The organism is Clostridium oceanicum, from assembly GCF_039521385.1.
Classification (GTDB): domain Bacteria; phylum Bacillota; class Clostridia; order Clostridiales; family Clostridiaceae; genus Clostridium_F; species Clostridium_F oceanicum.
Genome location: NZ_BAAACG010000008.1, coordinates 567,337 through 579,040 on the forward strand (window position 1 = coordinate 567,337; position 11,704 = coordinate 579,040).

The 11,704-nt window shown below is 26.2% G+C and carries 16 protein-coding genes; all 16 read right to left on the reverse strand.

Annotated features, from left to right (window positions below; all coding sequences use genetic code 11):
- Window positions 1–218 precede the first annotated feature (218 nt).
- The 16 genes from ABDZ71_RS08715 to ABDZ71_RS08790 all read right to left on the reverse strand — a co-directional run bounded on the left by ABDZ71_RS08715 (window position 219) and on the right by ABDZ71_RS08790 (window position 11,642).
- On the reverse strand, window positions 219–707 hold the full coding sequence (locus tag ABDZ71_RS08715) for an ECF transporter S component (RefSeq protein WP_343760814.1): 489 nt from the start codon (window positions 705–707) through the stop codon (window positions 219–221).
- Between the two features lie 23 nt (window positions 708–730).
- Window positions 731–1,498 carry a cobalt-precorrin-6A reductase gene (locus ABDZ71_RS08720; RefSeq protein WP_343760816.1) on the reverse strand — a complete coding sequence of 256 codons (768 nt, stop codon included), beginning with the start codon at window positions 1,496–1,498 and terminating at the stop codon, window positions 731–733.
- Window positions 1,499–1,500: 2 nt separating this feature from the next.
- Window positions 1,501–2,229, reverse strand: coding sequence for a precorrin-3B C(17)-methyltransferase (cobJ, locus tag ABDZ71_RS08725; RefSeq protein WP_343760818.1), 729 nt, complete (start codon window positions 2,227–2,229; stop codon window positions 1,501–1,503).
- Window positions 2,230–2,244: 15 nt separating this feature from the next.
- On the reverse strand, window positions 2,245–3,216 hold the full coding sequence (gene cbiG / locus ABDZ71_RS08730) for a cobalt-precorrin 5A hydrolase (protein ID WP_343760820.1): 972 nt from the start codon (window positions 3,214–3,216) through the stop codon (window positions 2,245–2,247).
- The gene (cobM, locus tag ABDZ71_RS08735; protein ID WP_343760822.1) at window positions 3,197–3,973 is read right to left on the reverse strand and encodes a precorrin-4 C(11)-methyltransferase; all 777 of its coding nucleotides are present in this window, start codon (window positions 3,971–3,973) and stop codon (window positions 3,197–3,199) included. Before cobM ends, cbiG begins: the two co-directional genes overlap by 20 nt.
- A gap of 15 nt (window positions 3,974–3,988) precedes the next feature.
- Window positions 3,989–4,657, reverse strand: coding sequence for a cobalt-factor II C(20)-methyltransferase (locus ABDZ71_RS08740; RefSeq protein ID WP_343760824.1), 669 nt, complete (start codon window positions 4,655–4,657; stop codon window positions 3,989–3,991).
- A 32-nt stretch (window positions 4,658–4,689) separates the two neighbouring features.
- Window positions 4,690–5,208 (reverse strand): hypothetical protein, encoded by a 519-nt coding sequence (locus ABDZ71_RS08745; RefSeq protein WP_343760826.1) that lies wholly within the window; start codon window positions 5,206–5,208, stop codon window positions 4,690–4,692.
- Window positions 5,209–5,231: 23 nt separating this feature from the next.
- Window positions 5,232–5,792: a precorrin-6Y C5,15-methyltransferase (decarboxylating) subunit CbiT gene (cbiT, locus tag ABDZ71_RS08750; protein WP_343760828.1), complete on the reverse strand. Its 561-nt coding sequence runs from the start codon at window positions 5,790–5,792 to the stop codon at window positions 5,232–5,234.
- An 11-nt stretch (window positions 5,793–5,803) separates the two neighbouring features.
- Entirely contained in the window at window positions 5,804–6,418 is a 615-nt protein-coding gene (gene cbiE, locus ABDZ71_RS08755) for a precorrin-6y C5,15-methyltransferase (decarboxylating) subunit CbiE (RefSeq protein WP_343760830.1), read from the reverse strand.
- Window positions 6,419–6,427: 9 nt separating this feature from the next.
- Window positions 6,428–7,516, reverse strand: a complete 1,089-nt coding sequence (gene cbiD / locus ABDZ71_RS08760; protein ID WP_343760832.1) for a cobalt-precorrin-5B (C(1))-methyltransferase CbiD — start codon at window positions 7,514–7,516, stop codon at window positions 6,428–6,430.
- A gap of 70 nt (window positions 7,517–7,586) precedes the next feature.
- Window positions 7,587–8,108: a nitroreductase family protein gene (locus tag ABDZ71_RS08765; protein ID WP_343760833.1), complete on the reverse strand. Its 522-nt coding sequence runs from the start codon at window positions 8,106–8,108 to the stop codon at window positions 7,587–7,589.
- A gap of 15 nt (window positions 8,109–8,123) precedes the next feature.
- Complete coding sequence (gene hepT / locus ABDZ71_RS08770) at window positions 8,124–8,531, reverse strand: type VII toxin-antitoxin system HepT family RNase toxin (protein WP_343760834.1); 408 nt, start codon at window positions 8,529–8,531, stop codon at window positions 8,124–8,126.
- A complete protein-coding gene (gene mntA, locus ABDZ71_RS08775; RefSeq protein ID WP_343760835.1) occupies window positions 8,521–8,928 on the reverse strand; it encodes a type VII toxin-antitoxin system MntA family adenylyltransferase antitoxin in 408 nt (135 codons plus the stop codon). Before mntA ends, hepT begins: the two co-directional genes overlap by 11 nt.
- A 51-nt stretch (window positions 8,929–8,979) precedes the next feature.
- A complete protein-coding gene (locus tag ABDZ71_RS08780) occupies window positions 8,980–9,426 on the reverse strand; it encodes a DUF3997 domain-containing protein (protein WP_343760836.1) in 447 nt (148 codons plus the stop codon).
- Window positions 9,427–9,467: 41 nt separating this feature from the next.
- Entirely contained in the window at window positions 9,468–10,097 is a 630-nt protein-coding gene (locus tag ABDZ71_RS08785; RefSeq protein ID WP_343760837.1) for a precorrin-8X methylmutase, read from the reverse strand.
- A 210-nt stretch (window positions 10,098–10,307) separates the two neighbouring features.
- Window positions 10,308–11,642 carry a cobyrinic acid a,c-diamide synthase CobB gene (locus ABDZ71_RS08790; RefSeq protein WP_343760839.1) on the reverse strand — a complete coding sequence of 445 codons (1,335 nt, stop codon included), beginning with the start codon at window positions 11,640–11,642 and terminating at the stop codon, window positions 10,308–10,310.
- Between the last annotated feature and the right edge of the window lie 62 nt (window positions 11,643–11,704).

Sequence of the window (11,704 nt, forward strand, 5' to 3'; positions counted from 1 at the left end):
TATTTGATTTGCCTATTATATCAAATAATATTAGTAAAACAGTATCAGACTTATTTATAATTCTATCAATTATATTCCTGTTCTTTATTTTTTATCTAATATTAAAAGATGAAAAAAGTAAAAATGAAACTCAAAAATAGAAGCCCTAGTTTAACCATCTAAACTAGGGTTTTAATTTCTTTAAAATTAATCTTTTAAATCACAAATAAACTATAATTTTATTTTTCTAACTTAACAACCTTTTTAGGTATAAATTTATAAACTAAAAGTGCAACTACTATGTTTATTAAAGCAACTAAAGAAAGTACTGGTATCATAGCAAGCATTCCTTTTCCTGCTATTGGAACTATTGCAAAGATAGTTAAAGGTCCATTAACTACAACTGCTACTAAAGTTGATAAAGCTATAGCTACATATATATTGCGATTTTTAAATGTCTTATAAAATGCTCCAAATAAAAACATTGTAAGTGCCATAGCAATCATAATTATTATATGTATTGGTACACTTAAAGGAAAGCCACTTGTAAGAGCCGTTAAAAAATGTCCCATTGCCCCTATAATTGCTCCATAAACTGGTCCTATTAGTAAACTTGCCAAGAAACCTGGCATAGAATCAAAAGCTACAGTACCCATTATTTTTATATTTGCTCCTATGAAACTTAAAGCTATAAACAAAGCTATAATTACTATTTTTCTTGTTTTCATGTACATCCCTCATTTTTATTATATTAAAAATAATTGCTTTTTATATAAGAAACTAAATTTTCTACATCATTAAATTCATTTTCATAATAAACTTTTTTTCTTTTTATAACTAATGCATATATATTATTTTCTAAACAAGCTAATATTTTTTCTTTCGTTCCGCCTTCTTTTCCGCTGTCTTTGAGTATTAAAGCTTTTCCATTATAATCTTTTATAAAAGCATCGTTTAACTCTTTAGTTATAGGTCCTTTTATAGCAATAATATCTTCAACTTTAATTTTTAAATCTAAGCACTTTTGAAGAACTTTTACCGATGGAAGTATTCTATGAATTATCCTATTTTCTAAATTTAAATTTAGTATTTTTTCTATATTACGACTTCCTGAAGTATTTAAAATATTCCCTTTTATTTTTGATATTGCATCTTTTAAATCTTCATAACTTTCTAAAGTTATAACTTTATCTTCACCTTTAAATTCTTTTAAAACTGAAGGTCTTTCATATCTTATATATTCTATATCTAGTTCTTTAGAAACTTCCATACAAGTTTTTGTAACCTCTAAAGCGTAAGGATGAGATGCATCTATTAAAGCTTTGATTTTATTTTTTTTTAATACATTAATCATTTCATCTTTGTTTAAAGGTTTATCATTCATTATTTTAAAATTATAATCTTTTAAAATTTCTCCTCCATACTTTGTAGCAGTAGATATAAAAAGATCCTCAGTAAATTTATTTAATAAAGAAAGGATATCCCTACCTTCCTTTGTGCCAAGTATTAATGCAATCATAATTACTCTCCTACCTTATATCCTCTTTTGGTTATAAACTTATCTTTTTTCACATAACTACTGCTATTTCCAATAATAACTATAGAAAGCATATCTGCTAAATCATCTTTAAAATTTTCTAAAGTATACATATGAATTTCTTGTCCTTCTCTTAAAGCATTTTTAACTATAGCAACTGGTGTATCTTTTTTTCTATATTTTTTTATTATATCCATAGATTCTTTTAAATAAAAAGGTCTCCCCTTACTTTTAGGGTTATACAAAGATATTACAAAATCTCCTTCTGCTGCAAGTTCTACTCTCTTTTTTATAAGACTATAAGGAGTCATTAAATCACTTAAACTAATATTACAATTATCATGCATAAGTGGAGCTCCTAAAACTGATGCAGCTGCTGAAGATGCTGTTATTCCTGGAATTACTTCTATATCTAAAGCCTTATCTAAATTAAGTTCTAATATAAGTCCTGCCATACCATATATTCCCGAATCTCCAGTACTTATAATAGATACAATATTGTCTTTTGAAAGCTCTAAGGCTTTTTTGCATCTTTCTTCTTCCTTTTTCATTCCTGTAGTATATATTTCTTTTTCATGAATTATTGGATTAATAAAATCTATATATCTTTTATATCCAACTATAATATTACTTTCTTCTAAAGCTTTTTTTGCTCTAAGTGTCATATTTTCTATACTACCTGGACCTATTCCTATAACATAAAGTTTACCCATATAAAATTCTCCTCTCTACATTTTTCCTATAGCTATAGTCATTCCATTCATCTTTTCTTTTGGATGAATTATCTTAGCTTTAAAAAGTTCTACAGAAGGTTCACATACACATCTAACCCCTATAGCTTTTTCTACAAAATCACTACCATTAAATTTATCTTGTATAGATTTTATATCTTCAAGTTTAAATACTTTAAAATCACAGTTTAAAAACTCTTTTAATTTTAAAATAGCTTCTTCATCTTTTTTTATTTCTACTGTTACTATAGATTTTACAGCTCTTTTATCTATGTTATATTTTTTAAGTATAGTAAGTACATTGTCTCGCATTTTTAAATAATCATAGTTTTTTCTACATCCAATTCCTATAACTATATTTTTTCTTATAAGTTTTAAAACTTTTTTACCCTTAAAAATATTTTCTTTATTTGTAACTGCCACAATATGAGATGAATTTTTAGATTTTACATATCCATATCTCAAATCTATTAAACTATCTTCATCAAAAAATCCTACATCTTCTTTGTTTATGAGCCTTTTTGCCATTTCCTTTGCTATCTTTAAATCATCTATAATAAGATTATTTTCTTTTGCTATAATATCTGGTGCTTTTATTCCTAATTTATCTGTAGCTGTTGTAATTATAGGATTTGCCTTTATAACTTTAGCTAATTTTTCTGATAGAGCATTTGCTCCACCTAAATGTCCACTTAAAAGGCTTATAACAAATTCTCCAAAGCTATCTATAACTACAACTGCAGGATCTTTATCTTTTTTTTCTATAAAAGGGGCTATTGCCCTTACAGCTATTCCAGTAGAACTTATAAATACTAATGCTTTATAAGCTTTAAAACATTTTTCCGTAACCTTTTTAAGATTGAAGCTTTCCATAGAATATTTTGAATATAAATCCACATCAAAATGTTTTCCTATATTAGAGGCTATTCTATCTCCAGATTTTGTTACACTAATTATGGCAAGTTTCATTTTTAGCCTTTCTAAATTCATGAGTGAAATTTTCATCATAAAGCAAACTTTTATCGTAATCTGTATCTATAAAATCTCCTACTAATATTTGAGCTGTTTTTGTTATTCCTGCATTTTTAACTTTTTCTTCTATATCCTCTAAAGTTCCAATAACAATTTTCTCATCTTTCCATGTAGCTTTTTGTATTACAGCTATAGGTACATTTCTTCCATAACCTTTCCTTAATTTTTCTGCTACTTTTCCTATCATTCCTACAGATAAAAATAAAGCCATAGACGCTTGTGCTTTACATAAAATTTCCAAATCTTCTTTTTTAGGAACTGGAGTTCTTCCTTCTACTCTTGTCAGTATTACTGTTTGACTAACCTTTGGAAGTGTAAATTCTCTTTTTATAGATGCAGCAGCTGCTGTAAAAGAACTAACCCCTGGAACAACTTCAAAAGGTATATTATATTTAGATATTTCATCCATTTGTTCTTGTATAGCACCATATATAGATGGATCTCCTGTATGTAATCTAACTATAGTTTTATTTTCTTTATAGTATTTTTTTATAACATCTAAAACTTCATTTAAAGTCATTGATGCAGAATTATATATAGCTGCATCTTTTTTGCAAAATTCTAAGTGCTCACTATTTACTAAAGATCCTGCATAAATTACTACATCTGCTTTTTCTAAAATGTATCTTCCCTTTACTGTTATTAAATCTACATCTCCAGGACCTGCTCCAATAAAATAAACTTTACTTTCCATAATGCCCTCCAATTTTTAATCTCTATGTGCAATTATAAGAGACATATAATCTCTTGAATTTAATATTTCTTCTCTTGTATATAAAACTGATTCACCTTCTCTACACGCTCTTCTAATACATACATATTTAAATTCTTTTTCTTCTAATATATCTAAAACCTCTTTTTCTTTTTTATAAAACTTCATCAATACTATAAATTTCTCATCTTTTATAGTATTAATCTTAGATGCTGGAAGTATTAAAAGAGGTTCATTTCCAATCACTAAAGTTTCCCCTGCTACACTTGCAGCAGCTGAAAAAGAATTTATTCCTGGCACAGTTTCAAACTTTATATCAGTTTTCTTTATGTAATCTAATATATATATATATGTACTATATAAGAAAGGATCTCCTATAGTTAAAAAGACAACTTTTTTCCCTTCACCAATAAGTTTTTCTATAAGCTTAAAAATATCATATATTTTTTCTTCTCTATCTTTTTTCCCCATAGGAAAATGAGTTTTATAAATTTTAGTATTTTCACCTATAAAATTTTTAGCAGTATCTAAAGCTATGCTTTCTCCATCCTTTAAAGCTTTTGGAGCTATAACTACATCAGCTTCTTTTAAAACTTTAACTGCTTTTAAAGTTAAAAATTCTTCACTTCCTGGTCCAACTCCTACTCCGTATAATATTCCTTTCATATAAATACTTTTAGTAGCATATTATAATGCTACTAAAATTCACCTCCTAGCTTTTCCTTCATTACATTTAAAACTTCTTCTATATGTTCTTCTTCAAATTCACTTTTAACCTTTACTTCTCTAAAATCTTCTATATATTTAAGTTCTATAAGATCATTAAAATCATCACTTTTTTTATAACCCTTTACAGAAACCCATGGTATAAAGGAATACTGTTTTAAATTTATTATTCCTTCTTCAGTAAAATATATTTTAGGATCAAAAAATAGTTGAGTTATAAACCCAGATGTCAATATTAAGATTAATAAAACATTATCATTTAATCCTTCTGTAAATATAATCATAGCCATAAATAAAACATATATGCCTGGCAAGAATATTTTCTTTAAGAAACCATCCTTACAATTTAAAATCAAAAGAGATTTTTTACTATACATTTTCTTAAAATTCCTATATTTGTATTCCTTCCAGATAGCATGTACTAAAAGAATTATTGCTATAAAATAATATATAATATCCATTCTGTTTATAAAATCCATAGAATTTTCCATAAATATTCCTCCTTAAATCTTTTCTAAATTTTTTCCGCTGTAACTATAAATATAGGATTATTTGAAACAAGCATATTAGCTCTATTCCCATTACTTATAGAAACTTGAATAAATTCTGTTTTCATATGTAATTCTTTTAAAGTTTCTAATGATTTATATAAATTACCTATAGTTATAAAATTTAAAACCATCTTACCTTCTTTTTTTAACTTTTCACTGTAAACATTTATTATTTCTTTTATATTTCCTCCACTACCACCTATAAATATAGCATCAAAAGTTTCATTTATATTTTCTGATACTTCTAAAGCTTCTCCTTTTATTACACTTAAGTTATTACAATTAAATTTTTCTTTGTTTTTTATTAAAACTTCTAAAGCATCTTCTTCTTTTTCTATTGCTATAACTTTTCCTTTTTTAGAAATTATAGATGCTTGTACACTTATACTACCAGTACCTGCACCAATATCTAATACTTTTGAATCAGTATCTAAACACATTTTAGCTATAGATAAAATTCTTATATTTTCTTTAGTCATAGGTGGGTTTCCTCTTATAAATTCTTCATCTTTTATATATTTCAAAATTTCACCTCCTAAATTCCATCAATATTTTCTATATAAACTACAGATAGGTTAGAAAAGCTTTTATCTTTTAAATCTTTTGGATAACCCTTTGTTATTTTCTCATCTTGGTAAGAAAGATTTTCCCCAACATAAACTAAAGCATTTATATTATCTTTATGTAATCTTAAACATAAATTCGATGGACTATTATTTTTATCTGTAAGCCATATAGATTTTTTATACTGTAAAACTTTTTCTATAAAATCTTCATATCTTCCATGTAAACTTCCAAGATAACTTTCTTGCCAAGAAACATTTAATTTACACATCATATACTGATAAGAACTTATTCCTGGAATTATTTTTATTTCTCCATTAAAATTTTTATTTATATAGTTGCTTATCCCATAAAAACAAGGGTCTCCCGATGCTACTAAAGAAATATTTTTACCTTTATTATTATTTATAAAATCTAATATTTCAGCTAAAGCACTAACTGTAATTTTCTTTTCTTTATCTATAAAATCTAGTGTGCTCATGGCTCTTTTAAATCCTAATATATAATCTGAATTTTTTATAATATCTATTGCTTCATAAATCATATACTTTTTATTTCCAGGTCCTATACCTACTATATAAATCATAAAATTCACCTACTTAACATCATTTAAAGTAGAATAGAGTACTCCTTTTTTCATTGCATACATAACTACATCCGCTTTCACATAATCATATGTATATTGTTCTATTCTCTTTTTAATTTTGTTACCTATCCTTTTATATAATTCTTCGTATCCTTCTCCTAAAAACTCTACAGCTCCTTCTGTAGTTTTTTGATTATATATTTTATCCACTAAAAAATTATCTTTTCCCATTAAAGCCAGTTCTAAAGCTATAGTTTCTAGTCTACTATCACAAACTCTGCTATGAGTATTAAAACATCCTGAAGCAATTTTACTCATCTTACCTATATGTCCTATTATTGTTAGTTTATTTATTTTTCTTAAAGTTAAACACTCCAAAGAAAATCCTACATAATTAGAAATTGTAACTATATTTTCATCCTTAAATCCAAGTTTTAGAGCCACATCTTTTCCCATATTTCCAAATATGAAAACTAATTCTTTAGCTCCACCTACTACCTTTTGATTAATTTCAAGTTCTATAGATTCTTTTAATGCATCTTCACTCATAGGCATTACTATTCCAGAAGTTCCTAGTATTGATATTCCACCCTTTATATTAAGCCTTGGGTTAAAGGTTTTTTTAGCTATCTCTCTTCCTTTTGGAACAAATATAGTAACCAGTACTCCTACATTTTTAGGTAATACTTCTTTAACTTCTTTTTCTATCATAGACCTTGGAACAGGATTTATTGCAGGTTCTCCTTTTTTTACGTATAGTCCTTCCCCTAAAACTACTCCTACACCTTCTCCACCTTTTAAAACATACCCTGATGGTAACTTTTCTACTCTAGCACCTATTTCAATACCATGAGTTATATCTATATCATCTCCACCATCTTTTAACACAGTGCATTCTGTTGCTTCGTCTTTAATATTAATTTTATTTACTGGTATAGTAATTTCTATTCCCTTTGGAGTATCTATAGTAACTTCATCTAATTTTTTATTATAAAAAAGCATTATAGAAGCAGCCTTAGCAGCAGCTGCTGCACAAGATCCTGTAGTATATCCACATCTTAACTTTTTTCCATTGCAATTCACATATAAATCCAGCATAAATCCTCCAAATTACATTTTATAAGTTCCATCAGTTCTTTTATATTTTTATCAAAAAAAATTTAATATATTAATCAAACTTATTAATATGAATTTTACTAAAATCTAGATTTTCTTCATCTGTAGGATTTTTACTTTCATCTTTATAACCTATAGCTATAATAGATTCTACCTTAAAATTCTCTTTTATATTTAATTTTTCTTTTATATAATCTTCAGCCATTTTATTTTCATTATAGTTTCTATTTCTTATTTGTATCCAGCAAGATCCTAATTCTAAAGCTTCTGCTTCTAATTGAACTATTATAGATGCTATAGAAGCATCCTCTACCCACACATCACTTTTATTTTCATCACCTAATACTACTACTGCTAAAGCTGCCTCTTTTAGAAAAATTGCTCCATGAGGCTTACATTTTGAAATATCATTTAAAATTTCTTTATTATCTAAAAATATAAATTCTAAAGGTTTTATGTTTCTAGATGAAGGAGCTAAAAGCAATGCCTTCTTTAAAGCTTCTATTTTTTCTTTTTCTATTGGTTTTTGTTTGAATTTTCTTATGCTTCTTCTTTTTTTAAATAAATCTAACATAAACGGCCTCCTACTTTATACAAACTTATTAATCTCATATATAAATTCTCTAAAATCTTCTATATGATTTTCAATAATCTCCCTTACGACCTCTAAGTTTACTGCTTGATAGTTATGAACTGCTATATTTCTAAACCCTACCATAGCTTTTAAATTCTTAGTAATATTATTACTTAAAATTTTATTTTTGTTTAATACTTCAAAAGCATCCCTACTGTTTTGAGGTATTCCAAGTTTTTTTTCTGAAACAATGTGCATAGCTAAATCTATAGCTGCTTCACAAGCTCTTTGAATATTCAATATTATAGAATCTTGCTTAGTATAATCTTTTAAATTTTCAAAGTTACCTTCATATACTTCATTGATTCTTTTTATACATCTTTCTATTATTTCTATCTTATTGTATATAACATCAGTCCCCATAAATATTTCCCCTCTCTTTTATATTTTTTAAAATTTCTGCTCTTTCTTCATTTAAAAGTGCATACTCTTTAAAAACTCTCATTTCAAAATACATTCTTCTTTTTTCATCATTACAATATATTTTTTTTCCATTTCCTACTACCTGTACCTTAAAAACAGTAGAAGAATCTCTTAAATTAACTAAATCTACATCTCTTTTAAATATATCCGCTAATTCTTGCGCAATCATGAAACTTTTATATGAAGACACCTCATTATCACTAATAAAAGCAATATCAATATCACTATCTTCTCTTAATTCATTTTTACCACCAGAACCAAATAAATAAATTATAAAAGGCTCTACTTTATCTATTAATAATTCTGTAGCTTTTTTTAATAAATCTTCAAATTCCATAATTTCACCATCCTTTACCTTATTATATAACATTAGCAATTTTAAAATATATTATTTTACCGGCTTTAGTTCAGATACTTTTTTTAATTTTAGATTATTAGGAACACATAGTTCCTTTCTCTTTTCTAGAAATTCTTCATATGTGGGAGAGGGATATAAATTTCCGTTATCCACTTTTATAATCCAGTAGTCTGATTCAGGTTCATGAGATGCTTTATCTCTATTTTTCTTATTAGAAGAAGTATTTTCTTTTTCTACGTTTATTCTCTTCACAAGTATGTATTTATCATTCCAAGAAACTTTATCAACCTTTTCAGGAATTATAGTTTGACTTAAACTATTTCCATCTTCTTTTTTATTTATTGTAACCATATTGGCAGAACTTCTACTCAATACATATCCTTTAGATAATTTTATTTCAAAATCTCCTAACCCAGCACAACCATAAAACAATAAAGAAATTAGAGTTATTATCATAATTTTAAAAAATTGTTTCATAATAGCCTCCACTTTTATAGATGAACATATATTATAACTTTCTATCTTTTAACTAACATATACATTAAAGCATTGACTATAGATGCTGCTACATTACTTCCACCTTTTCTTCCTCTTATAGTTATAAATGGAATATCTATATCTTCTTCTAATCTTTTTTTAGAATCTGCCGCACCTACAAAACCTACAGGCACTCCTATTATAAATTTAGGATTTGCTTTTTTTTCTTTCATGAGTTCCATAAGTTTATATAAAGCTGTAGGAGCGTTACCAAACACAAAAAATTCTATATTTTCTTCGCAAGCTTTTTCTACAGCTGCCATAGATCTTGTTATTCCTTTTTCTTTAGCTTCTTTTTTTATATCTTCTCGTGATACAAAACATTCCACTTTGCAATTTAACTTTTTAAGAGCAGTTTTATTTATTCCAGATAAAGCCATATTAGTATCTGTATATATAGTTACTCCCTTTTTTAAAAGTTCTTTTGCAGTATCTATGGCTCCTTTTTTTATTTGAATTAAATTTTTATATTCAAAATCTGCTGTTGTATGTATAACTCTTTTTACTATTTTTAATTCTTCCTCATTAAAATTGTGAGGTCCCATCTCCTCACCTATTATTTCAAAACTTCCTTTTTCTATATCCATAGGTTTTTTTATGTAATCTTTCATAGTTTCACCTCTTTTATAACATTTCAAATAAACTTATTCTTAATTTATAAATAATAACTGTTTGATTTATATTCAATTAAAAAGTATGAAATTGATTTTTATATTAAATCAAACATTTCCACATCACCATATAATACTAATTTTATTTTAATTGCTTATTTATGATTTTTTTCAATTGTTATTTGTTATATGTTAATTTTTAATTTCACCTTATTTTCTACTAATTAAATTCTTTACAAATTCCATATTTCCTAAGAAATGAAGATGAGCATAAGCTCCTAATGTATTATTTTTTATATATCCGCCATTCCACTCTTTCACTATACCATCGTATCTATCTTTTTTTAATCTATAAATAGTTTTTTCATCTAAATCTACATAAGATTTATGAAATTCATGACAATTTATTTTTAATCCTTTAGAAAGGATATTATTTTCTTCTTCTACATAAACAGTGGTATATCCAAAATTTTGAAGTCTTTTAGTCATATAAGATTTTCCTTTAAAAAATCCTACAGTTTCATAAAAGTTTCCTTCTAAATCTTCTATACCTTCTGTTAAATACATAAGTCCACCACATTCTGCGTAACAATGAAGACCATTATCTAAAGATTTTTTTATGCTTTCCATCATAGATTTATTTTTAGTAAGCTCTTTTATAAAAACTTCTGGATATCCTCCACCTAAATATAGAAAATCTATATTTTCTGGAAGTTTTTTATCTTTTAAAGGACTTATATATTGTACTCTACCTAAACTTTTTAAAATCTCAATATTTTCTCTATAATAAAAACTAAAAGCCTTATCATAAGCTACAGCTATATTTAGTTTTTCATCATTTAAACTAAACTTTTTATCATTTGTTTTTATTTCATTTGCATTCTGAAATTTTTCTACTAATAATTGTAAATCTACATAACTTAAAATAAGTTCACTACATATATCTATTTTTTTATCTAAGTCTTCTATTTCACTTTGTTGTACTAATCCTAAATGTCTACTGCCTATTTTTATTCTTTCATCTTTGGGAACGTACCCAAATACAGGTAATGAGCAATTTTCTTCTACTAATATTTTCAAAAGTTTATAATACCCTTCACTTACATTATTAAAAATAACTCCTGCTATATTAATATTTTCGTATTCAATTATTCCTTTAATCTCTGCACATAAAGTTGCACTCTGAGCTTTAGGACTTAAAACTAATACTACAGGTACATTTAAAAGTTTTGATACATGGGCTGTTGAATAACTAGTATCAATTCCTTTTCCATCATATAATCCCATAACCCCTTCGATTATTCCTAAACCCCCTTGTCCTCTACTGAAAGATTCTTTAACTCCATCTTCATTCATTAAATACAAGTCCAAATTTCTTGAAGGATTTTTAGTTATATGTGAATGAAAAGCAGTATCTATGTAATCTGGTCCAACTTTATATCCTTGTATTTTATATCCTTTTTTCATTAAAGCCTTCATAAGTCCAAGTGTCACTGTGGTTTTTCCTCCGCCACTTTTGTTAGAAGAAATTATTATGCTTTTCAAAAAAATCCCTCCTTAAATTTAGATTACATACTAAATATTATCTAAAATTCAAAACAAAGCAT

Excerpts from the sequence above, each read along its gene's own strand:
- cbiD (WP_343760832.1), bottom strand. The coding sequence starts at position 7,516 with ATGCTGGATTTATATGTGAATTGCAATGGAAAAAAGTTAAGATGTGGA.
- ABDZ71_RS08780 (WP_343760836.1), bottom strand. The coding sequence starts at position 9,426 with ATGAAACAATTTTTTAAAATTATGATAATAACTCTAATTTCTTTATTG.
- cbiG (WP_343760820.1), bottom strand. The coding sequence starts at position 3,216 with ATGAAACTTGCCATAATTAGTGTAACAAAATCTGGAGATAGAATAGCC.
- ABDZ71_RS08765 (WP_343760833.1), bottom strand. The coding sequence starts at position 8,108 with ATGTTAGATTTATTTAAAAAAAGAAGAAGCATAAGAAAATTCAAACAA.
- mntA (WP_343760835.1), bottom strand. The coding sequence starts at position 8,928 with ATGGAATTTGAAGATTTATTAAAAAAAGCTACAGAATTATTAATAGAT.
- cobM (WP_343760822.1), bottom strand. The coding sequence starts at position 3,973 with ATGGAAAGTAAAGTTTATTTTATTGGAGCAGGTCCTGGAGATGTAGAT.
- ABDZ71_RS08745 (WP_343760826.1), bottom strand. The coding sequence starts at position 5,208 with ATGGAAAATTCTATGGATTTTATAAACAGAATGGATATTATATATTAT.
- ABDZ71_RS08785 (WP_343760837.1), bottom strand. The coding sequence starts at position 10,097 with ATGAAAGATTACATAAAAAAACCTATGGATATAGAAAAAGGAAGTTTT.
- cbiE (WP_343760830.1), bottom strand. The coding sequence starts at position 6,418 with ATGATTTATATAGTAGGTATAGGACCTGGAAATAAAAAGTATATGATT.
- cobJ (WP_343760818.1), bottom strand. The coding sequence starts at position 2,229 with ATGGGTAAACTTTATGTTATAGGAATAGGTCCAGGTAGTATAGAAAAT.
- ABDZ71_RS08720 (WP_343760816.1), bottom strand. The coding sequence starts at position 1,498 with ATGATTGCATTAATACTTGGCACAAAGGAAGGTAGGGATATCCTTTCT.
- ABDZ71_RS08740 (WP_343760824.1), bottom strand. The coding sequence starts at position 4,657 with ATGAAAGGAATATTATACGGAGTAGGAGTTGGACCAGGAAGTGAAGAA.
- hepT (WP_343760834.1), bottom strand. The coding sequence starts at position 8,531 with ATGGGGACTGATGTTATATACAATAAGATAGAAATAATAGAAAGATGT.
- ABDZ71_RS08715 (WP_343760814.1), bottom strand. The coding sequence starts at position 707 with ATGAAAACAAGAAAAATAGTAATTATAGCTTTGTTTATAGCTTTAAGT.